The sequence below is a fragment of the Pseudomonas sp. XP1 genome (genome assembly GCF_053557675.1).
This window is the reverse complement of sequence record NZ_JBNRIJ010000008.1, coordinates 6,427-27,284: the sequence shown is the minus strand read 5'-3', so window position 1 is coordinate 27,284 and position 20,858 is coordinate 6,427. Positions and strand designations below refer to the sequence as shown.

The following is a 20,858-nucleotide window of genomic DNA, read 5'->3' as shown; positions in this document are numbered from 1 at the left end:
GCTCCCACAGGGTACTTCACAGCCTTTCAGGCATGCGCTGTACCTGTGGGAGCGGGCGTGCCCGCGAAGCTTTTCAGGGCTCCCACCGATTTTGGCCAACAAAGTCCCCCCCGGCTCTAGGTCCCCGAGCCGCCATGCGTTAGCATCCCTCTCCGATATGACGCATCGGCCGCCACGGCCATGCCAACAATAAGATTCGCTACTTTTCTTGCTAGGGGACTTGGTGATGATCAAGAAATACCTTTCGCGACTGCTGGTCGGTGTCACCGCCCTGGTCGCCGTGACGGCGGCCCAGGCGGGCGCGATCGATGACGCGGTCAAGCGCGGCACCCTGCGGGTGGGCATGGATCCGACCTACATGCCTTTCCAGATGACCAACAAGCGTGGCGAGATCATCGGCTTCGAAGTCGATATCCTCAAAGCCATGGCCAAGTCCATGGGCGTCAAGTTCGAGCCGGTATCCACGGCCTATGACGGCATCATCCCGGCCCTGCTGACCGACAAGTTCGACATGATCGGCAGCGGCATGACCCTGACCCAGGAACGCAACCTGCGCCTGAACTTCAGCGAACCCTTCATTGTGGTTGGCCAGACCCTGCTGATCCGCAAGGAACTGGCGGGCGAGATCAAGTCGTACAAGGACCTGAACAACGAGAAGTACCGCATCACCTCCAAGCTCGGCACCACCGGCGAAATGGTTTCCAAGAAGCTGATCGCCAAGGCCAAATACCACGGCTACGACAACGAGCAGGAAGCGGTGATGGACGTGGTCAACGGCAAGGCTGACGCCTTCGTCTACGACGCGCCTTACAACGTGGTGGCAGTGGACAAGGCCGGTGCCGGCAAGCTGCTGTTCCTCGAAGAACCCTTCACCTACGAGCCGCTGGCCTTCGGCCTGAAGAAAGGCGACTACGACAGCATCAACTTCATCAACAACTTCCTGCACCAGATCAAGCATGACGGGACCTACGATCGTATTCACGACAAGTGGTTCAAGAACAAGGACTGGCTGAAGGAAATGGAATAAGGCCCAGGCCACAAGCCGGCTTTATGACCCCGACGCGCAGGCAAACCCTGCGCGTTCGCATTTACGGAAGTACCCCACGTGATCAAACACAAGAAAGCCCAGTGGCCCTGGCACGGTTTGACTGCCCTGGTCCTGGTGGGCCTGGCGTTCAGCCTGTACATGGCCACCTCGATGATTTCCTACGAGTGGCGCTGGAACCGCGTACCGCAGTACTTCGCCTACAAGGCCGAGGAAGCACAGCGCGCCGCCGGTTACGGCACCGTGCAGGACATCGTCATCTCTGGCGACAATGCCCGTGTCACGCTGAAAGACGAGAGCGGTGCCGAGCAGGTGCTCGATGTTGCCAAGGACAGCCTGCAGCTGGCCCGCGGCGACGATGTTTCCGAAGGCGACCAGATTGGCGTCACCCGTCACTGGGCGGCCGGCCCGCTGGCCTGGGGCCTGTGGACCACGCTTTGGATTTCGGTGGTATCCGGTGCCCTGGGCCTGTTGATCGGCCTGTTCGCCGGCCTCTGCCGCCTGTCCAGCAACCCTACGCTGCGTGACCTGTCGACCGTGTATGTCGAACTGGTGCGCGGTACACCGCTGCTGGTACAGATCTTCATCTTCTACTTCTTCATCGGTACCGTGCTCAACCTGTCCCGCGAGTTTGCCGGGGTGGCTGCACTGGCGCTGTTCACCGGTGCCTACGTGGCCGAAATCGTTCGTGCCGGCGTGCAGTCCATCGCCAAGGGCCAGAACGAAGCGGCCCGCTCGCTGGGCCTGAACGCGGGCCAGTCGATGCGCCACGTGATCCTGCCGCAGGCCTTCAAGCGTGTGCTGCCGCCTTTGGCCGGCCAGTTCATCAGCCTGGTCAAGGACACCTCGCTGGTCTCGGTGATCGCCATTACCGAACTGACCAAGAGCGGCCGCGAGGCCATCACCACCTCGTTCTCGACCTTCGAGATCTGGTTCTGCGTGGCAGGCCTGTACCTGCTGATCAACCTGCCGCTGTCGCACCTGGCCAGCCGGCTCGAGCGGAGGCTTGCGCAAAGTGATTGAAGTCCGTGACCTGCTGAAAGTCTTCGACACCCGTGGCCACGTGGTACGGGCCGTGGATAACGTCACCACCCAGGTCGCCAAGGGCGAAGTGGTGGTGGTACTCGGCCCGTCGGGCTCGGGCAAGTCGACCTTCCTGCGCTGCCTCAACGGCCTGGAGCATTTCGACGAAGGCCATGTGGCCATCGACGGCCTGCAACTGGCCGATCCGAAAACCGACATCAACGCCTATCGCCGCGAAGTCGGCATGGTGTTCCAGCACTTCAACCTGTTCCCGCACATGACCGTGCTGGAGAACCTGTGCCTGGCACAGAAGGTGGTGCGCAAGCGCAACAAGGCCGACCGCGAAGCCAAGGCCCGGGCGCTGCTGGAGAAGGTGGGCATTGCGCAGAAAGCCAACGAATACCCGTCGCGCCTGTCCGGTGGCCAGCAGCAGCGGGTGGCGATCGCCCGAGCCCTGGCCATGGACCCGAAAGTGATGCTGTTCGACGAACCGACCTCGGCGCTCGACCCGGAAATGGTCGGCGAGGTGCTGGATGTGATGAAGACCCTGGCCCAGGAAGGCATGACCATGGTCTGCGTCACACACGAAATGGGCTTTGCCCGTGAAGTGGCGGACCGGGTGCTGTTCTTCGATCATGGCAAGCTGCTGGAAGATTCGGCGCCGGCTGCGTTCTTCGCCTCGCCGAAAGACCCGCGCGCGCAGGCGTTCCTGCGCCAGGTGCTTTAACCGCAGGGGGCGCTTTGCGCCCCAATCGCCGGCAAGCCGGCTCCCACAGGATTACCACAGGTACTGAGAACTGTGCGGTCCCTGTGGGCGTTGGCTTGCCGGCGAATGGGCTGCAAAGCAGCCCCCCGCAAACTCAAATGCTGAATCGCCCCACCATCCCTCGCAACTGCTGCCCCAGCTGCTCCAGTTCCCCACTCGAAGCCGCCGTCTGCTCACTGGCCGCACTGGTCTGATCCGACACATCCCGCACATTCAGCACACTACGGTTGATCTGCTCGGCGACCACGCTCTGCTCTTCGCTGGCCGTTGCAATCTGCTGGTTCATGCCCTGGATGTTCGACACGGTATCAGTTATCTGGCTCAGGGCCTGCCCCGCCTTGCGGCTCAGCTCCACGCTCTGTTCGGTCAGGTTCTTGCTGTTGTCCAGCAAGCGGGTCACTTCGTCGGTGCCGCTGTGCAGGCTGTCGATAAGCTGGCCAATCTCTTCGGTCGCCGTCGATGTGCGCTGGGCCAAGCCGCGTACTTCGTCGGCCACCACGGCAAAACCACGTCCTGCTTCACCCGCCCGTGCCGCTTCGATCGCCGCGTTCAGGGCCAGCAGGTTGGTTTGCTCGGACACCGACTTGATCACATCGAGGATGCCGCTGATACGCTGGCTTTCGCCAGCCAGGTGCTGCATGGCTGCCAGGCAATGGTCCATCTGGCCGGCCAGTTGTTCGATACGGCCGATAGCTTCGGCCACTACCTGGTCGCCGACCTGCGCTTGCTGGTCGGCGTTGGTCGCTGCCAGCGAGGCCTGTTCAGCGTTCTGTGCCACTTCCTGCACGGTGGCGCTCATCTGGTTCATGGCCGTGGCCACCTGGTCGGTTTCCTCGCGCTGCTGGTTGATGCGCAACTTGGTGTCTTCGCTGCTGGCCGCCAACTGTGTGGCGGCCTGTGACAGCTGACCGACGCCCTGGTCGATGCCACCGATCAGCTCGCGCAGGCTCAAGGTCATTTCGCGCATGCTGGTTTGCAACTGGCCCATCTCGTCGCGGCGTTGTACCGGTTCGATCTGGCTCAGGTCGCCCATGGCGATGCGCCCGGCCACGGCCAAGGTTTGGCGCAAAGGCTGGGTGATCTGCAAAGTGATCAACCAGCCGGCCACCACACCTACGACTAACGCCAGCAGGGCTACTGTGGCCAGTAGCGAGCGTGCTTCGAGGGCTTCCCTGTCGCGCTGCTCGATCTTGCGTTTGCCAAGTTCCAGGCTGACCGCGCGCAGCTCGTTGCCCATGTTCTCCATGTTGTTTTGCAGCTGTTCGACACGCACTGCGGTCCGGCGATATTCATCCAGGCTGGCGCGATACCTGGCCAACTGCTCCCCGGGCTGCTGGGTGAGCGTACGGGGCAAGCCGAGTGGAGCAAGGCCTTTGAGCAATTGCGCAAGGCTGTTGTCAGCGGCATCCAGCGAAGCCTCGCCGACCTTGGCAAAGCTTTCCACGGGGGAGAAGGTATAGGCCGGAACGAGGCTCTGCTGGTTGGCACCATCGATATGACGGCTGAGCGTGTCCATCAGCCCCAGCACACCGCCTTGCTGGCTGTCAGCAGGCATTTTCAGCAAGGCCTGGGTCTGGAGATCATCGATTACTTCACTGAGCTTCTGCTCCTGTGCCAGCATGGCCTGGCGCAGGGCGATGCGCTTGTTGACAGTGTTTTCCAGCTCGCTGAAGTCGTCGCGCAGGCGCTGCAGCAATACCAGCTTTTCCGTCAGCATCTGCCGAGATTCATCCACGCTGCTGCGTTGCTGCAAGGTGGTCAGCATGCTGTCGAGCTGGTCGAGAATGTTGGCTATGCGCGTTCTGCTGGCGTCGTCGTTGAGCACACGGTAAGTGATGCGCTCTGCGCGCAGGTCTTTGGTCAGATCGTTGATCAGGCCGATTTCGCTGAGTTGCTGCGAGCGCACAATGGCGTCATCCAGTGCACGCCAGCCACTGACGGTGGTGGCCAGGGTTAGCAGCAGGACTACGGCGAAGCCGAGGGCGAGCTTGGCTGCGACACTGATGTTGCCGAGCTTTCGGTTGAGGTAGCCGAGCATGAGGGATCTCCGTGCGATTGGGGGCGGGGATGCAGGCGCATTGCTGGCATCACACCTTTGCCAATCGGCAGCGGAGCTGTAGGACTTGACCTGATAATCAGGTAGGAAATTTCGCCTAAATAGGTAGGAATACACCGCCTGCACTGGCCTCTTCGCAGGCAAACCCGCGAAGAGGCCACTGCAGGCGACCTACACATCAACCTAGAGCCTGAACCGCCCCACCAACCCTTGCAGGTGGGTACCCAACCGCGCCAGCTCCACACTTGAGCTGGCCGTTTCTTCACTGGCCGCCGAGGTCTGGTCAGAAATATCCCGTACGTTCATCACGCTGCGGTTGATTTCTTCTGCCACGGCGGTTTGTTCTTCCGCTGCCGTGGCAATCTGCTGGTTCATGGCCTGGATCGACGAAACGGTCCGGGTGATAGTCTCCAGGGAGCTGCCGGCACGGCGCGTCAGTTCGACGCTGCTGTCGGTCAACTGGCGGCTGCTGTCCATCACGCTGGCCACGCGCTGGGTGCCGCTCTGAAGCCCGGCAATCAGTTCTTCGATCTCTTCGGTCGATTGCTGGGTGCGCTGCGCCAGGCTGCGCACTTCATCGGCCACCACGGCAAAGCCACGCCCGGCTTCGCCGGCACGGGCCGCTTCGATCGCGGCGTTGAGGGCCAGCAGGTTGGTCTGCTGGGCCACCGACTTGATCACATCAAGCACGCTGCCAATCTTGTCGCTTTCGACCTTGAGCTGGTTCATCGCTTCGCTGGAGTTGACCACTTCGCCGGCAAGGCGCTCGATCTGCGCTACCGCCTCGCCGACCACACGATCGCCTTCACAGGCTTGCTGGTCGGCCATCAACGCAGCTTCCGAGGCCTGTTCGGCATTGCGCGCCACCTCATGCACCGTGGCAGTCATCTGGTTCATGGCGGTCGCCACCTGATCAGTCTCGACCTTCTGGTTGTTGACCCCGGCACTGGTCTGCTCGGTCACCGCCGACAGCTCCTCGGCAGCGCTGGCGATCTGCGTGACACCATCACCGATGCCGCTGATCAGCTCGCGCAGGCCCTGGGTCATGCGATGCATGCTGGCTTGCAATTGGCCCAGTTCGTCGCGGCGTTGTACCTGCAGGTTCAGGGTCAGGTCGCCACTGGCCACGCGTTCGGCGGCGTGCAAGGTCTGGCGCAGCGGAATGATGATCTGCCGGGTGATGACCCAGGCCGCCAGCAGGCCTAGGGCCAGCGCCAGGACGGTCGCCACGGCGAGCAGGGTCTTGGCCTGGGTAGCCCCGGCGTCACGCACAGCGGTTTGCGAGGTGGTCATCGCCTGGCTGGTCTGCAGCAGTACCGTGCCGTGTTCGACCATGCTCTGCAGGGCCTGCTCACTGGCGACCTGGGCATTGCCGAACTGGGTGACCGCGTCGCGGTAGCCTGCCAGGGCGGTGGTGGCATCGTCCAGGCTGGCAGCGTGCTCCGCTGGTACTTTGGCCGGCAGCGCGCGCAGCTCGGCCAAGGCCTGGTCTATGGCCTTCAGCGCCGTTTGCTGGTAGTCGGCATTGCCGCTGTAGGTATAGCCGCGTACCTGGAAGCGCGCCTGCTGCAACAGGGCGCTGACTTCCACTGCGTGCTGGTACTGGCTGATATCGCCACCCTGCAGCAGGCCGCGTTGCACCCGGGCAATCAGCTCCGCGGCCTTGTCGGCAGTGTCGCCAAGCACGGCGCGGCTGGCCTCGCGGCGTTGGCCGGCCTGTTTCAGCTCGTTGAATGCCTGCTGATAGCCGCGCACGGCCTCGCGCTGCTGCTCAAGGCGTTGACTGTCAGCGGGCTGCTCGATCTGCCCGAGCATGAACTGTACCTGGCGGTCGAGGTTGCCCAGGGCCTTTTCCAGCTCTGCCACCGAGGCTTCGTCAGGCTGGCGCTGGTAATGCTGACGGGCGATGCGCAGCTCCTGGGTGTACTGCTGGATGACCGAGATGTTCCCCAGCTTGTCGCCACGGTTGATGATGCTGTCCATGCCGTGCCAGCCGGCCAGGGTGATGGCCAGTGTCAACAGCAGCACCAAGCCGAAGCCCAGCCCCAGTTTGCGATTGACGCTCACATTGCCCAATGATTGGGCGAACCATTGATACATGTACGACTCCCCGGCGCCTTGGCAGCACGATTAATTGTTGTGTTGCCAAGACAATCGGCCTGGGGAAGGGAAACTTTATGGGTGAAAGTTGACTTGTGTGTCAGAAAATCCGTGAAAGCAACGCTGTCACCGCGGTTTCTACCCGCAGGATGCGGTCGCCCAGCTGGACCGGAGCCAGGCCGGCCTTGCCCAGCAGGTCCACCTCGTAGGGGATCCAGCCGCCCTCCGGGCCAATGGCCAGGGTCACTGGCTGCTCCACTGCGCGCGGGCAGGCGGGGTAGGGGCCGGGGTGCCCGACCAGGCCCAGGGTGCCTGCGGCGATGGCCGGCAGGCGGTCTTCGACGAACGGCTTGAAGCGCTTCTCGATGATCACTTCGGGCAGCACAGTGTCGCGGGCTTGTTCCAGGCCCAGGATGAGGTTCTCGCGAATGCTGTCCGGGTGCAGGAAGGGTGTTTGCCAGAAGCTTTTCTCGACCTTGTAGCTGTTCAGCAAAATCAGCCGCGGCACGCCAAGGGTAGATACGGTCTGGAACAGCCGGCGCAGCATTTTCGGCCGAGGTACGGCCAGCACCAGTGTCAGCGGCAGCTTGGCCGGTGGCTGCTGGTCAAAGACGACTTCAAGTTCGGCTTCGTGCCTTTCCAGGCGCAGCACCGTGGCCTTTCCCATCAGGCCGTTGATACGGCCCACGCGCAGGTTGTCGCCCACCGCTACACGGTGGATGTCCTGCATGTGGGTGAAACGCCGGTCTGCGAGAACGACGCGTTCGGCCGACACGAAGTCGGCCTCTTCAAGGAGCAACAGGTTCACGGTTGGGTCGCTGGTGGCTGGTCGTTGTGGTCGTTGGCGGTTTCGTCGTGGGCGCTGCGCTTGCGGATCAGACTGCCGCACAGCACGCCGATCTCGAACAGCAGCCACATGGGTACGGCCAGCAGGGTCTGAGAGAAGATGTCCGGTGGGGTAAGTACCATGCCGACCACGAAGCAGCCGATGATCACGTAGGGGCGAATCTTCTTCAGGTACTTGACGTCGACCACGCCGATCCATACCAGCAGCACCACCGCTACCGGGATTTCGAAGGCCACGCCAAAGGCGAAGAACAGTGTCATCACGAAGTCGAGGTAGCTGGCGATGTCGGTCATCATCGACACGCCTTCCGGTGTGGCGCTGGCGAAGAAGCCGAAGATCAGCGGGAACACCAGGAAATAGGCGAAGGCCATGCCGGCGTAGAACAGGAAGATGCTGGAAACCAGCAGCGGAATGGCAATGCGCTTTTCATGCCGGTACAGCCCGGGTGCGATGAAGCCCCAGATCTGCTGCAGGATGAACGGGATCGCCAGGAACAGCGAGACGATCATGGTTAGCTTGAACGGCGTGAGGAACGGAGAGGCCACGTCGGTGGCAATCATCGTGGCATTGGCCGGCAAGTGCTCGCGCAGCGGCGCGGAGACCAGGGTGTAGATCTGCTGGGCAAAGGAGAACAGCCCGGCAAAGATCAGGAAAATGACGGCAACGCAACGCAGCAGGCGGGTGCGCAGTTCGGTCAGGTGCGAAACCAGCGGCATTGGCTGGTCGTGTTCCGGATTTTCGCTCATGGGGCTCGCGGCGGTTGAGGCGGTTCAGAAGGCGTGGCCGGGGTGGCAGCGGTCTCGACCGGCCTGGCTTCGAGCCCGGCGGGCGGCTGAACGGTTGCGGTGGTAACAGGTGGCTGCGCCGGTGGCGTCATCGGGTTGAGGATGCGCTTGGCCTCCTCTTCCATCTGCAGGATGTGTTCGTTATGCAGCTGGCGGCGGATTTCGTCGGCGCCGATTTCGCGTTCCACTTCCATCTTGATGCTGTTGAAGCTGCGTTTGAGCCGGCCGATCCACAGGCCTGCCGTGCGCGCGGCACCGGGCAGGCGCTCGGGGCCGAGCACCAGCAGGGCGACCAGGCCGACGAGCAGCAGCTCGCTGAAACTGATGCCGAACATAGGTCAGTCTTTCCGCTGCGGCTCTTGGACCGGCTGGGCCTGGCCTTCGATGGTGTGGCCCTGGTTCTGCTGGGCAGTATTCTGCACTGGTGGAACGGGTTGGGCAGGCGGCGGGGTCTGCTCGGCCGGCTTGTTCTCTTCATCGCTCATGGCCTTGCGGAAGCCTTTGATCGACTCGCCCAGGTCACTGCCGAAATTCTTCAGCTTCTTGGTGCCGAACACCAGGACCACGACCACCAGCAGGACGATCCAGTGTTTCCAGTCAAAGATACCCATTTCGTACTCCTGAATTTTACAGGTAAAGCGAATTGTTCTGGCAACGCGGTCCCTGTGGGAGCGGGTTCACCCGCGAACACCGGCTTAGCCGGTGCCATACACCACGTCGCATTCTTCGCGGGTGAACCCGCTCCCACAAAAAAGAGAGGGGCCCCGCGCACTTAAATTACATCAGGCAGACGGCTGTCGAGCCGCCTTCTCATCATGCCCGGAAAGCCCGAAACGGCGTTCCAGCTCATCTAGCACGGCCTGTGGATGCTGGCCCAGCGCGCTGAGCATTACCAGGCTATGAAACCACAGGTCGGCGGTTTCGTAGATGACATCGCTGTAATCCTTGCTGACCGCCGCGTCCTTGGCGGCAATGATCGTCTCGACCGACTCTTCGCCGAGCTTTTCGAGGATCTTGTTCAGGCCCTTGTGGTACAGGCTGGCCACGTAGGAGCTGTCGGGCGCCGCTTGCTTGCGTTCTTCAAGCACTTCGGCAAGGCGGTTGAGGGTGTCGCTCATGTCAGTGTCCTGCGCTGTAGATGGCATCCGGGTCTTTCAGGACCGGGTCGACGGTTTTCCACTGGCCGTCTTCGAAGACGCGGTAGAAGCAGCTTTCCCGGCCGGTATGGCAGGCGATATGGCCCAGTTGCTCGACCATCAGAATGATCACATCGGCATCGCAGTCCAGGCGCATTTCATGCAGCTTCTGCACATGCCCGGACTCCTCACCCTTGCGCCACAGCTTGCCACGCGAACGCGACCAGTAGATGGCGCGTTGCTCGGCGGCGGTCAGGGCCAGCGATTCGCGGTTCATCCAGGCCATCATCAGCACGCGTCCGGTCTTGTGGTCCTGGGCGATCGCCGGTACCAGGCCCTCGCTGTTCCACTTGATCTCGTCCAGCCAGTCTTTCATCGTCGACTCCAAAGCGGGCCCGCTCCTGTGCCGGGCCCTTTGCGCTAGTGTGCCAGCCATGGGCGCGGCTGGCTATTGGCGCACGATCAGGTAAAGGCCGGCGGCCAGCATCAGCCAGGCCGGCCAGGCGGCAGGGGCGGCCAGGCTGGCATCTGCGGCGGCACCAGCGGCCAGTACCGCACCACCGCCGAGCAGGCCGGCGCCGAGCAGGCGCAGCGCCCAACGGTCGCCCTGGCGGCGCCGCTCCGGCAGTTGCGGATCGTGCAGGTGCGGTTGCGACAGGCGCTCGAGCAGGTCGCGGGCCATGTCTGCCAGGTGCGGCAGTTGCTCGACCTGGCTGTGGATGTTGCCGAGCACGGCCTTGGGGCTCATGCGGTCGCGCATCCAGCGCTCGAGGAATGGCTTGGCGGTGCTCCACAGGTCCAGCTCCGGGTACAGCTGACGGCCCAGGCCTTCGATGTTGAGCAGGGTCTTCTGCAGCAGGACCAGCTGCGGCTGCACTTCCATGTTGAAGCGCCGGGCGGTCTGGAACAGGCGCATCAGCACCTGGCCAAAGGAAATATCCTTTAACGGTTTTTCGAAGATCGGCTCGCATACGGTGCGGATCGCCGCTTCGAACTCGTTGACCTTGGTGTGCGCCGGCACCCAGCCCGAGTCGATGTGCAACTGGGCGACGCGGCGGTAGTCACGCTTGAAGAAGGCGATCAGGTTGCGCGCCAGGTAGTCCTGGTCCTCGTCGGTCAGGCTGCCGACGATGCCGCAGTCGATGGCGATGTACTGCGGGCTCCATGGTTTGACCGTGCTGACGAAGATGTTGCCGGGGTGCATGTCGGCATGGAAGAAGCTGTCGCGGAACACCTGGGTGAAGAACACCTCCACGCCTCGTTCGGCCAGCAGCTTCATGTCGGTGCGCTGGTCGGCCAAGGTGGCCATGTCGGTCACCGGCACGCCATAGATGCGCTCCATCACCAGCACCTTGGGACGGCACAGGTCCCAGTACACCTGGGGCACGTACATCAGCTCGGAGCCTTCGAAGTTGCGCCGCAGCTGGCTGGCGTTGGCCGCTTCGCGCAGCAGGTCGAGCTCGTCGTAGATTGTTTTTTCGTAGTCGCCGACGATTTCCACAGGGTGCAGGCGGCGGGCATCAGCCGAAGCGCGCTCGGCAGCCTTGGCGATCAGGAACAACCATGCCAGGTCCTGGGCGATCACCGGCTTCAGGCCTGGGCGTACCACCTTGACCACCACTTCCTCGCCACTTTTCAGGCGCGCAGCGTGCACCTGGGCCACCGAGGCCGATGCCAGCGGCTCGACGTCGAAGCGGCTGAACAGTTGCGTTACCGGGGCGCCTAGCTGTGCCTCGATCAGCGCCACGGCCTGCTTGGGGTCGAACGGCGGCACGCGGTCCTGCAGCAGCATCAGCTCATCGGCAATGTCGTTGGGCAGCAGGTCTCGGCGGGTGGACAACAATTGGCCGAACTTGATGAAGATCGGCCCCAGGTCCTGCAGGGCCAGGCGCAGGCGCGCGCCACGGCTGAGCTCGGACGGCTTGCGCGGCAACCAGCGCCACGGCATCAGCAGGCGCAGGCTCATCAGCCACCAGGGCAGCGGCAGGTCGAACAGCAGGTCATCGAGACGGTAGCGGATCACCACACGCTGGATGCGAAATAGACGGCGGACGGCGAGCAGCTTCATGCGTTATCGCTGGTATCAAGGGTTCGGGAAAGGCGCTTGAGACGCGCCTCGAGTCGTTCTGTATCGAGCTTCAGGGCATCGAGCTCGCTGAAGGCGGCTTCGGCTTCGCGCTTGCCGACCAGAGTGCGGGACTCTTCGGCCAGGTACTCGGAAAGGTTCTGGCTGAAGCGCGCCAGGCCCTGACGGGTCCAGCGTGCGCGCAGGCGGATGTGGCCGGCCAGCAGCGCCGTGGCGACCGGGCCGAGCCAGCGTTGCAGCTCGTGCTCCCAGTCCAGCTCCAGGTCCTGCAGCACACCGAACAGGTCGAGCAGCACGGCGCTGTCGCCATGCAGTTCCACTTGCGGGCTGTGCAGCACGGCAGTCTTGTCCCTGGCCAGGGCCAGTTGCGCCAGGCTGCCGGCCGGGGCGCGCAGGCTGCAGTCGACCTCGCCTTGCCAGTGGGCGGCGAGCATCAGGCCCTCTTCATCGGGCAGGATGAACACCTGCAGGGCCGGTTGGCGGCAGTCGATCTCGATGACCTTGCCCTCGAGCGCGGCCAGCCGCGGCAGTGCCGTGCTGTCCATGCGCAGGACGCGGTTCAGGCCATGTTCGACGCTGGCGAACAGCCCGGCCAGCAGCATCAGGGTTTGATTCCCCGGTGCACGGCAACGATGCCGCTAGTCATGTTGTGATAGGTGACGCGGTCGAAACCGGCATCGACCATCATGGCCTTCAGGGTTTCCTGATCGGGGTGCATGCGGATCGACTCGGCGAGGTAACGGTAGCTCTCCGAGTCGTTCGTGATCAGCTTGCCGGCCAGCGGCATGAAGGCGAACGAGTAAGCGTCGTAGGCCTTGGACATCAGCTTGTTGGTAGGCTTGGAAAACTCCAGCACCAGCAGGCGACCGCCCGGCTTGAGCACGCGCAGCATCGAGCGGATGGCTTCGTCCTTGTGGGTGACGTTGCGCAGGCCGAAGGCAATGGTCACGCAGTCGAAGTGGTTGTCCGGGAATGGCAGCTTCTCGGCGTCGGCCTGGACGAACTCGATGTTGCCGGCCACGCCACGGTCGAGCAGGCGGTCACGGCCCACCTTGAGCATTGATTCGTTGATGTCGGCCAGCACTACCTGGCCGGTCGGGCCGACCAGCCGCGAAAACTTGGCGGCCAGGTCGCCGGTACCGCCGGCGATGTCCAGTACACGATTGCCGGCGCGTACACCCGACAGCTCGATGGTGAAGCGCTTCCACAGGCGGTGCATGCCGCCGGAAAGCACGTCGTTCATCAGGTCATACTTGGCCGCTACCGAGTGGAACACCTCGGCGACTTTCTTCGCCTTCTGGCTTTCAGGGACGTTTTGGTAACCGAAATGGGTGGTGGGTTCGGCGTGGTCGCCTTTGCGCTGGTCGTTCATATCGCTTCACCGGAAAAAATTACCGCCATTCTAGGGCGAACGGGCGGATTTGTCTTGGCGGGGTGTGCCAGTGGGCGGGGGCGGGCATAATGCTCATTATGTCTTCATCTTCAGGAACACCCGCATGACCCAGATCAGCGTCGAACGCAAACATTCCCTCGGCCGCGATGCCGCCCGTGCCAAGGCTGAAGCGCTGGTCGACAAACTGACCCGCGAGTACGACCTCAAGGCCACCTGGAACGGTGACCGGGTCGACGTGGCGCGCAGCGGTGCCAACGGCAGCGTGCACATCTTCGATGACCGCATCCGTGTCGAATTGAAGCTGGGCATGATGCTGTCGATGATGAGCGGCACCATCAAGGGCGAGATCGAGCGGGCGCTGGACAAAGCCCTGGCCTGAGCCCTTCCCGGGCCATGCTCCTTCACCTTAGGGTGAAGATTCTAATTTCCCTCTCTACCTTGTGCTCAAGCCCAACCTCCATGGGCGGTTTCTCCTCCACTCATGAGCATGAGGTACAGAGCATGGCCAAAGTGACTGTGAAGAAAAAGGACGACGCCCCGGGCACGCTGGGCGAGGTGCGCGGCTACGCGCGCAAGATCTGGCTGGCGGGCATCGGCGCCTATGCGCGTGTGGGCCAGGAAGGCTCCGACTACTTCAGTGAGCTGGTCAAGGCCGGCGAAGGCGTCGAGAAGCGTGGCAAGAAGCGTATCGACAAAGAGCTCGATGCTGCCAACAACCAGATCGACGAAGCGACCCAGGAAGTCAGTCGCGTACGCGGCAAGGTCGAAGTTCAACTGGACAAGATCGAAAAAGCTTTCGACGCGCGGGTAGGTCGCGCCTTGAATCGCCTTGGCATTCCGTCTAAACATGACGTTGAGGCGTTGTCCATCAAGCTTGAACAGCTGCACGAGCTGCTCGAGCGCGTCGCGCACAAACCATAAGGAGAGCAGGATGGCTGGCAAGAAGAATTCCGAGAAAGAAGGCAGCTCCTGGGTCGGCGGGATCGAGAAGTACTCCCGCAAGATCTGGCTGGCTGGGCTTGGTATCTATTCGAAGATCGACCAGGATGGCCCGAAGCTGTTCGACTCGCTGGTGAAGGATGGCGAGAAGGCCGAGAAGCAGGCGAAGAAGACCGCCGAAGATGTCGCTGAAACTGCCAAGTCGTCGACCACTTCGCGTGTGTCGGGCGTGAAGGACCGTGCGCTGGGCAAGTGGAGCGAACTCGAAGAGGCCTTCGACAAGCGCCTGAACAGCGCCATCTCGCGCCTTGGCGTGCCGAGCCGCAACGAGATCAAGGCCCTGCACCAGCAGGTGGATAGCCTGACCAAGCAGATCGAGAAACTCACCGGTGCCTCGGTTACGCCGATCTCGTCGCGCGCTGCGGCCAAACCGGCTGCGAGCAAGGCGGCGGCCAAGCCACTGGCCAAGACGGCAGCGGCCAAGCCTGCGGCAAAAACCGCGGCAGCCAAGCCGGCAGCCAAAACTGCTGCGGCAAAACCTGCCACCAAGGCGGCTGCCAAACCTGTAGCAGCCAAACCAGCGGCGAAACCGGCAGCGGCCAAGCCTGCGGCAGCCAAGCCTGCGGCAGCCAAGAAACCTGCGGTGAAGAAAGCACCGGCGAAACCGGCAGCCGCCAAGCCGGCAGCCCCAGCGGCCAGCGCCGCTCCGGTCGCTAGCGCAGCTCCTGCACCAACCGCGGCTCCGGCCAGCAACCCACCTTCGGCACAGACAGGCACCGGTACCCTGATCTGATACCGCGTCGCCTTCTTCGCGGGTAAACCCGCTCCCACAGGTACTGCCCGTACCTGTGGGAGCGGGTTCACCCGCGAATGCGTCGGCTGCTGCAATACATTCCTGTCAGGCTTAACCCTCCAGGTAGCGCACCGCCAGCTGCTCCGCTGCCCCCCGCGCCTGAGCCTGCAAATGCGGCGCCACCAGCATCATCACCTGGTACACCACAATCCCCACATCTCCCTCGCGCCCCAGTACCCGCTGATAATCCAGCGAGAACATCAGTGTCAAAGTGATCTGCTCCACCAGTTGCCCCAGCGCCTGGGTCTCGCTCTCTACCAGCCCCTGCCCCTTGAGACTGGCCAGCAATGCCGCCAGCGTGCGCTTGAGCGCGTTGATCAGGCTACGCATGCCGCGGGCCAGCTTGGGCAAGCGCCCAGTCAGGTTCGACAGGTCCTGGAACAGGAAGCGGTACTGCGCCATGTGTTCGACGATCAGGTGCAGGAACAGCCAGTAATCCTCGGCGTCCAGGCGTACCTCCAGCGGCGGGTCGAGCAAGGGCATCAGCGCTTCTTCGAAGCGCTCGAACAGCCCCAGCACCAACGGCTCCTTGCCGTGGAAGTGGTAGTAGAGGTTGCCGGGGCTGATACCCAGTTCGTTGGCAATTTCCAGGGTGGAGACGTTCGGTTCGCCCTGCTGGTTGAACAACTGCAGGGCACATTCGAGGATTCGGTCGCGAGTCTTCATCCAGTCGGCATGCTCATCGGGTCAGCACGTAAGTACCCGGCGCTGGGCCCAGCGGTGGGTAGGTGGTATTGCCCAGCTCGCTGCGCGGTGCCTTGAGCGGACCGGAGCGTGGGGTGATCCACTCCAGCCACAACGGCCACCAGCTACCTTCGCTGCGCTTGGCGTCGTGGAACCAGGCACGCGGGTCGCTGGACAGCTTGGGGTTGGCCAGGTAGTAGGCCTTGGGGTTGCCGGGCGGGTTGATGATGCTCTGGATGTGCCCGCTGTTGGCCAGCACGAAGCGCCGGTCACCGCCCAGCAGCAAGGCCGAGCGGTACACGGCGTCCCATGGGGTGATGTGGTCGTTGCTGCCGGCCACGGTGAAGCTGTCCAGTTCGACCTTCTGCAGGTCGATGGGGGTGCCGCACACTTCCAGGCCGGCGGGGTGGGTCAGCGGGTTGAGCTTGAAGAAGTCCAGCAGGTCGCCATGCAGCGCGGCGGGCAGGCGCGTGCTGTCGGCGTTCCAGTACAGGATGTCGAAGGCTGGTGGTGTCTTGCCGAGCAGGTAGTTGTTTACCCAGTAGTTCCATATCAGGTCGTTGGGCCGCATCCAGGCGAAGATCCGTGCCACCTCGGCGCCATCCAGCACGCCGCGCTGGTAGGAGCGGCGCTTGGCGGCCTCGATGGTCTGCTCGTCGGCGAACAGGCTGGCTGGGCTTTCGAACTTGCTGTCCAGCAGGCTGACCAGGTAGGTGGCGCTGCGCACCCGGCGCAGCTGGTGCTTGGCCTGCAGGTGGCCCTGAAGCGCGGCCATGGTCAGGCCGCCGGCGCAGGCCCCCATCAGGTTGGGGTCGCGGTTGCCACTGATGCTCCGGCAGGCGTTGAGCGCTTCTTCCAGGGCCTGCACGTAGCTGGACAGGCCCCATTCGCGGTGGCGGGGGTCGGGGTTGCGCCAGCTGACCATGAAAACCTGCAGGCCGCTCTTGAGCATGTACTGGACAAAGCTGTTGGTCGCGCTGAGGTCGAAGATGTAGAACTTGTTGATCTGTGGCGGCACCACCAGCAGTGGCCGGGCGTACTGCTTTTCGCTCATCGGCTTGTACTGGATCAGCTCCAGCAGCTCGTTGCGAAACACCACGGCGCCGGCGGTCGCGGCCAGGTTGACGCCCACTTCGAAGGCGCGCTCGTCGACCTGGCGTGGCAGGCCGTTGTTGTGGCGCAGGTCATCGAGCAGATGGGCCATGCCGCGTACCAGGCTTTGGCCACCGCTGTTGAACAGTTCCTTGACTGCCAACGGGTTGAGCAGCGAGTTGCTCGGAGCCAGGGCATCGTTGATCAGGTTGAACAGAAAGTGCGCACGGGCCCGGTCATCATCGTCCAGGTGACTTTCCTCGATCCACAGGCGAGTTTGTTTCTGCCACGCCAGGTAGGCCTGCAGGCCGCGCCGGTAGAGCGGGTTCTGGCTCCATGTCGGGTCGTTGAAGCGCGGATCGCGCGGGTTCGGCTGAAACGGTGTGTCCCCCAGCATCACCCGGCCCAGTTGGCCCCCCAGTGCCAACAGGTGATGTGCGGTGTGCAGCGGGTGGCGCAGGCTCTGGCGGCTGACATTGCGCAGCGTGGAAATCAGGTCACGACCGCGCAGGCCGAGGATGGCGTTCTGCACGTTCATGCTGGTGGCGGGAAGCGTTGTCGTTCCTTTGGCCGGTTTGTCTTTCATGGCAACACTCCCTCGTCCTGACCTGGTGCCTCATGACTAAACATACTTACTGATTTAGCAGGGTCTCTGTGGGAGCGGGTTCACCCGCGCACACCGGCGAAGCCGGTGCCATACACCGAGTTGGATTCTTCGCGGGTGAACCCGCTCCCACAGGCCCCCAAATCGCCCTCACACACCCGAAGCCGGGCGAGGATGCATGACGGCACGCTGACGCTCTTGCTGAAGGAACTTCATGATGATCGGCGCGACGGCCTCGGCCCGGGTGATCAGGAACAGATGGCCGTCGTCGATAATGTGTAGCTGGGCATTGGGAATTCGCCAGGCCAGCAGGCGCATGTTGATCAGCGGGATCAGCGGGTCGTCGTCGCCAGCCAGCACCAGGGTAGGCTGCTGGATCTTGTGCAGCCAGTGGATGCTGGTCCAGCCAAGCCCGGCGAACAGTTGCCAGTAGTAGCCCATTTTGCCGCCGGAGCGCACCTTGGCAGCATGGTGCATGGCCAGCTCCGGGTCGCGCCGGAAGCCGCCGCCATAGATCATCGGCGCAATGCGGATAACATGCGACGGCTGCACGTAACGCCGCGGGCTGGCCATCATCCACAACACCTTGGGCTTGCCCGGCACCATCACCGCACCGGCCGCAGTGGCGGCCAGTACCAGCTTCTTGCAGCGCTCGGGGTAATCGTGGGCAAACTGCTGGGCCAGGGCGCCGCCCCATGACACGCCGATGACATTGACCTGGCCGTAGTCGAGGTAGTCGAGCATGCGCGCCGTCAGTTTGGCCAAACCGGGGAAGCGATACGGGTGGCGGGGCGTGGACGAGCCGCCGACCCCGGGCACATCGAAGGCAATGACTTCCAGGTCCGGGTCCAGTGCTTCGATGAACGGAAACACCAGCTCCAGGTTGGCGCCGATGCCGTTGAAGATCAGCAACGGCGTCAGATGCGGTTTGCCCGGGCGGACGGCGGTGCGGATGGACTGATTGTCCAGCTCGACGGTCCTGAAGATGTAGGGTTGCGGCATGCGCGTGACTCATGGGGTGAAATGAACACCGTAGCCCCGCAGGGGGCAACGGCGCTGCAGCTCAACGTTCGTGAACGTAGGTGCCTGGGGCGGCTTCGCCTGCGGCATAGGCACGGTTGCCCAGGCGGGTCGGCGCCTTCTTCAGCTCGCCGGCGCGCTCGGCCAGCCAGCTCTGCCAGTGCAGCCACCAGGAGTCGGCATGCTTGGTGGCGTTCTCCTGCCAGGCCACTGGGTCACCCGGGCGATCGGCGCCGGTCATGAAGCGCGCCTTGGGGTTGCCCGGCGGGTTGAGGATGCTCTGGATATGGCCACTGTTGGACAGTACGAATTCGATCTTGCCGCCGAACAGGTGCGCCGAGCGATAGCAGGACTGCCAAGGGGTGATGTGGTCTGCGGTGCCGGCCACGCTGAAGATGTCGCACGGCACTTTCTTCAGGTCGATCGGGGTGCCGCACACTTCCAGGGCGTCCGGGCGGGTCAGCGGGTTGCTCTTGAACATCTCGATCAGGTCGCCGTGGAAGGCGGCCGGCAGGCGCGTGGTGTCGTTGTTCCAGAACAGGATGTCGAACACCGGCGGTTCGTTGCCGAGCAGGTAGTTGTTTACCCAGTAGTTCCAGATCAGGTCGTTGGGGCGCATCCAGGCGAACACCTTGGCCATCTCGCTGCCTTCGAGCACCCCGGCCTGGTAGGAGTGGCGCTTGGCGGCCTCCAGGGTCTGCTCGTCGACGAACAGGGCGACCTGGTTGTCCAGGGTGGTGTCCAGCACGCTGACCAGCAGGGTCAGGGCATTGACCTTGTTCTCGCCAAGGGCGGCATAGTGGCCGACCAATGCCGTGCAGGTGATGCCGCCGGAGCAGGCACCGAGCATGTTCAGGTCCTTGCTGCCGGTAATAGCCAGCACCGCGTCGACCGCTTCCTTGAGGGCATCGATGTAGGTGGACAGGCCCCATTCGCGCTGGGCCTTGGTCGGGTTGCGCCAGCTGATGATGAAGGTCTGCTGCTGCGAGCGCAGGCAGTAGCGCGCCAGGCTCTTTTCCGGGCTCAGGTCGAATACGTAGAACTTGTTGATCTGCGGTGGCACCACCAGTAGAGGTCGGGCATGCACCTGCTCGGTGATGGGGCTGTACTGGATCAGCTCCAGCACGTCGTTGCGGTACACCACGGCACCTTCGCTGGTGCCCAGGTTCTTGCCCACTTCGAACGCGTCCATGTTCACCTGGCTGGGCATGCCACCGTTGTTGACCAGGTCCTTGGCCAGGTTGGACAGGCCATCGAGCAGGCTCTTGCCGCCGGTTTCGAAGAAACGTTTGACCGCTGCCGGGTTGGACAGGGTGTTGGTCGGGGCCATGGCTTCGGTCATCAGGTTGATGACGAACTGGCCGCGGCTGATGTCCTGGGGCGACAGGTCGCTGCTGCCGATCCAGTCCTGCAGCTCCTTGCGCCAGGCCAGGTAGGTTTGCAGGTAGCGGCGGTAAAGCGGGTTGTTGCTCCAGGCCGGGTCATTGAAGCGACGGTCGTCGCTTTCCGGGGCAAGGCTGGACTTGCCCAGCAGCACGTTCTTCAGCTCCAGGCCAAAGTGGGCCACATGCTTGGCGCTGTGCAGCGGTTGGCGCACGGCCTGGCGCAGCACGGTGCGTGCCGAGCTCAACAGGTCCTTGCGACGGATACCGATGACCGGGTTCAGCCCCAGGGTGTTTTCCGAGGCCTGCCGCTGCAGCTCATCATTGTTCTTGTTACTCATCTACGACGCTCCGTTGTCCTGAGACGAGTACCGGTTGCTGTGACGGGTGCACAGTTCTGAGCCCGGTACTGCTACTCGGGTGACCAGTGATAAGGAACAGCGGTGCTGCGAGGGTGCTGACTACCTGCAATTCGATGCAGAGAACTTGCCACCCCCCATTGGTTACCCGACTTTCATGTAATGCGCAAGACAGCCCATCACTGGGCTGTCTGTGAGGCATTCAAACAGATGATTTTAGAAAATGCGCTCTAAATCCCGCAGGCCTTGCGCTAGAGCATGAGTTTGACCACCGACTCGGCGGGGTCGCGGGACTTCCCAGCCTTGTGCAGTTCGTCGAGGTACTCGGCCCACAGCTGTTCCTGGCGCAGACACAGCTGCTCGAGGTATTCCCAGGTGAACAGGCCGCTGTCATGGCCATCGTCGAAGGTCAGTTTCAGTGCGTATTGGCCGGCAGGCTCCAGGCCGCTGAGGCCAACGTTGATCTTGCCGAACTGCAGGATGGGGTTGCCGTGGCCCTGGACCTCGGCGGAGGGAGAGTGCACGCGCAGGAATTCGGCGGGCAAGTGGTAGACCTCGCCGGGGGCGTAGGTGAGGCTGAGGGTTTTCGAGGCTTTGTGCAGGTTGATGGCGGTGGGCAGGCGGGCCATGGCTGGAATCTCTGGAGAACTGATGGTGTACAGCTTCGGGAGATTCGGGGGATTGTGCA

22 protein-coding genes and 2 pseudogenes are annotated in these 20,858 nt (G+C 63.0%); 6 read left to right on the top strand and 18 right to left on the bottom strand.

The annotated features are described in order from the left end of the window. The first annotated feature begins 229 nt into the window (after positions 1 to 229). From ACK1U9_RS09725 to ACK1U9_RS09715, 3 genes are all read left to right on the top strand, one after another. Complete coding sequence (locus tag ACK1U9_RS09725; RefSeq protein WP_024087841.1) at positions 230 to 1,027, top strand: transporter substrate-binding domain-containing protein; 798 nt, start codon at positions 230 to 232, stop codon at positions 1,025 to 1,027. Between the two features lie 78 nt (positions 1,028 to 1,105). Continuing rightward, the gene (locus ACK1U9_RS09720) at positions 1,106 to 2,068 is read left to right on the top strand and encodes an amino acid ABC transporter permease (RefSeq protein WP_025340922.1); all 963 of its coding nucleotides are present in this window, start codon (positions 1,106 to 1,108) and stop codon (positions 2,066 to 2,068) included. Next, a complete protein-coding gene (locus ACK1U9_RS09715; RefSeq protein ID WP_013974550.1) occupies positions 2,061 to 2,795 on the top strand; it encodes an amino acid ABC transporter ATP-binding protein in 735 nt (244 codons plus the stop codon). Before ACK1U9_RS09720 ends, ACK1U9_RS09715 begins: the two co-directional genes overlap by 8 nt. 133 nt (positions 2,796 to 2,928) lie before the next feature. On the opposite strand, the gene ACK1U9_RS09710 is transcribed toward ACK1U9_RS09715, so the two are convergent. The 13 genes and pseudogenes from ACK1U9_RS09710 to ubiE all read right to left on the bottom strand — a co-directional run bounded on the left by ACK1U9_RS09710 (position 2,929) and on the right by ubiE (position 13,216). Then, positions 2,929 to 3,642, bottom strand: a complete 714-nt coding sequence (locus ACK1U9_RS09710; protein WP_408003930.1) for a methyl-accepting chemotaxis protein — start codon at positions 3,640 to 3,642, stop codon at positions 2,929 to 2,931. Positions 3,643 to 3,783: 141 nt separating this feature from the next. Beyond that, a pseudogene (locus ACK1U9_RS09705) lies at positions 3,784 to 4,872 on the bottom strand (methyl-accepting chemotaxis protein); the annotation flags it as partial. A gap of 201 nt (positions 4,873 to 5,073) precedes the next feature. Continuing rightward, the gene (locus tag ACK1U9_RS09700; protein WP_408003929.1) at positions 5,074 to 5,787 is read right to left on the bottom strand and encodes a methyl-accepting chemotaxis protein; all 714 of its coding nucleotides are present in this window, start codon (positions 5,785 to 5,787) and stop codon (positions 5,074 to 5,076) included. Between the two features lie 141 nt (positions 5,788 to 5,928). Further along, a pseudogene (locus ACK1U9_RS09695) lies at positions 5,929 to 6,873 on the bottom strand (methyl-accepting chemotaxis protein); the annotation flags it as partial. Between the two features lie 217 nt (positions 6,874 to 7,090). Beyond that, complete coding sequence (locus ACK1U9_RS09690; protein ID WP_108480208.1) at positions 7,091 to 7,798, bottom strand: 16S rRNA (uracil(1498)-N(3))-methyltransferase; 708 nt, start codon at positions 7,796 to 7,798, stop codon at positions 7,091 to 7,093. After that, on the bottom strand, positions 7,795 to 8,583 hold the full coding sequence (gene tatC, locus ACK1U9_RS09685) for a twin-arginine translocase subunit TatC (RefSeq protein WP_013974546.1): 789 nt from the start codon (positions 8,581 to 8,583) through the stop codon (positions 7,795 to 7,797). Before tatC ends, ACK1U9_RS09690 begins: the two co-directional genes overlap by 4 nt. After that, complete coding sequence (tatB, locus tag ACK1U9_RS09680) at positions 8,580 to 8,957, bottom strand: Sec-independent protein translocase protein TatB (protein WP_025340918.1); 378 nt, start codon at positions 8,955 to 8,957, stop codon at positions 8,580 to 8,582. Before tatB ends, tatC begins: the two co-directional genes overlap by 4 nt. A gap of 3 nt (positions 8,958 to 8,960) precedes the next feature. Continuing rightward, positions 8,961 to 9,233 carry a twin-arginine translocase TatA/TatE family subunit gene (locus tag ACK1U9_RS09675; protein WP_003259853.1) on the bottom strand — a complete coding sequence of 91 codons (273 nt, stop codon included), beginning with the start codon at positions 9,231 to 9,233 and terminating at the stop codon, positions 8,961 to 8,963. Between the two features lie 171 nt (positions 9,234 to 9,404). Beyond that, positions 9,405 to 9,740, bottom strand: a complete 336-nt coding sequence (locus tag ACK1U9_RS09670; protein ID WP_013974545.1) for a phosphoribosyl-ATP diphosphatase — start codon at positions 9,738 to 9,740, stop codon at positions 9,405 to 9,407. Between the two features lies 1 nt (position 9,741). After that, positions 9,742 to 10,134: a phosphoribosyl-AMP cyclohydrolase gene (gene hisI / locus ACK1U9_RS09665; protein ID WP_013974544.1), complete on the bottom strand. Its 393-nt coding sequence runs from the start codon at positions 10,132 to 10,134 to the stop codon at positions 9,742 to 9,744. 72 nt (positions 10,135 to 10,206) lie between these two features. Continuing rightward, the gene (ubiB, locus tag ACK1U9_RS09660) at positions 10,207 to 11,826 is read right to left on the bottom strand and encodes a ubiquinone biosynthesis regulatory protein kinase UbiB (RefSeq protein WP_046613454.1); all 1,620 of its coding nucleotides are present in this window, start codon (positions 11,824 to 11,826) and stop codon (positions 10,207 to 10,209) included. After that, positions 11,823 to 12,446: a ubiquinone biosynthesis accessory factor UbiJ gene (locus tag ACK1U9_RS09655; protein WP_085599823.1), complete on the bottom strand. Its 624-nt coding sequence runs from the start codon at positions 12,444 to 12,446 to the stop codon at positions 11,823 to 11,825. The genes ubiB and ACK1U9_RS09655 overlap by 4 nt, the downstream gene beginning before the upstream one ends. Then, positions 12,446 to 13,216, bottom strand: a complete 771-nt coding sequence (gene ubiE / locus ACK1U9_RS09650; RefSeq protein ID WP_108480207.1) for a bifunctional demethylmenaquinone methyltransferase/2-methoxy-6-polyprenyl-1,4-benzoquinol methylase UbiE — start codon at positions 13,214 to 13,216, stop codon at positions 12,446 to 12,448. The genes ACK1U9_RS09655 and ubiE overlap by 1 nt, the downstream gene beginning before the upstream one ends. Before the next feature lie 124 nt (positions 13,217 to 13,340). Here ubiE and ACK1U9_RS09645 point away from each other — a divergent pair, with 124 nt between their 5' ends. From ACK1U9_RS09645 to ACK1U9_RS09635, 3 genes are all read left to right on the top strand, one after another. Continuing rightward, positions 13,341 to 13,616, top strand: a complete 276-nt coding sequence (locus tag ACK1U9_RS09645) for a polyhydroxyalkanoic acid system family protein (protein WP_015272091.1) — start codon at positions 13,341 to 13,343, stop codon at positions 13,614 to 13,616. Between the two features lie 122 nt (positions 13,617 to 13,738). Next, positions 13,739 to 14,158: a phasin family protein gene (locus ACK1U9_RS09640; protein WP_046613451.1), complete on the top strand. Its 420-nt coding sequence runs from the start codon at positions 13,739 to 13,741 to the stop codon at positions 14,156 to 14,158. 10 nt (positions 14,159 to 14,168) lie between these two features. Continuing rightward, positions 14,169 to 14,969, top strand: a complete 801-nt coding sequence (locus tag ACK1U9_RS09635; protein ID WP_108480791.1) for a phasin family protein — start codon at positions 14,169 to 14,171, stop codon at positions 14,967 to 14,969. A 111-nt stretch (positions 14,970 to 15,080) separates the two neighbouring features. Here ACK1U9_RS09635 and ACK1U9_RS09630 read toward each other — a convergent pair whose 3' ends face one another. The 5 genes from ACK1U9_RS09630 to ACK1U9_RS09610 all read right to left on the bottom strand — a co-directional run bounded on the left by ACK1U9_RS09630 (position 15,081) and on the right by ACK1U9_RS09610 (position 20,799). Beyond that, complete coding sequence (locus tag ACK1U9_RS09630) at positions 15,081 to 15,695, bottom strand: TetR/AcrR family transcriptional regulator (RefSeq protein WP_046613449.1); 615 nt, start codon at positions 15,693 to 15,695, stop codon at positions 15,081 to 15,083. A 13-nt stretch (positions 15,696 to 15,708) separates the two neighbouring features. After that, on the bottom strand, positions 15,709 to 17,391 hold the full coding sequence (gene phaC / locus ACK1U9_RS09625; RefSeq protein WP_108480790.1) for a class II poly(R)-hydroxyalkanoic acid synthase: 1,683 nt from the start codon (positions 17,389 to 17,391) through the stop codon (positions 15,709 to 15,711). A gap of 168 nt (positions 17,392 to 17,559) precedes the next feature. Beyond that, complete coding sequence (gene phaZ / locus ACK1U9_RS09620) at positions 17,560 to 18,411, bottom strand: poly(3-hydroxyalkanoate) depolymerase (protein ID WP_046613446.1); 852 nt, start codon at positions 18,409 to 18,411, stop codon at positions 17,560 to 17,562. 61 nt (positions 18,412 to 18,472) lie between these two features. Continuing rightward, positions 18,473 to 20,152 (bottom strand): class II poly(R)-hydroxyalkanoic acid synthase, encoded by a 1,680-nt coding sequence (phaC, locus tag ACK1U9_RS09615; protein WP_046613445.1) that lies wholly within the window; start codon positions 20,150 to 20,152, stop codon positions 18,473 to 18,475. Between the two features lie 269 nt (positions 20,153 to 20,421). Beyond that, entirely contained in the window at positions 20,422 to 20,799 is a 378-nt protein-coding gene (locus ACK1U9_RS09610) for a gamma-butyrobetaine hydroxylase-like domain-containing protein (RefSeq protein ID WP_003249306.1), read from the bottom strand. Positions 20,800 to 20,858: the final 59 nt, after the last annotated feature.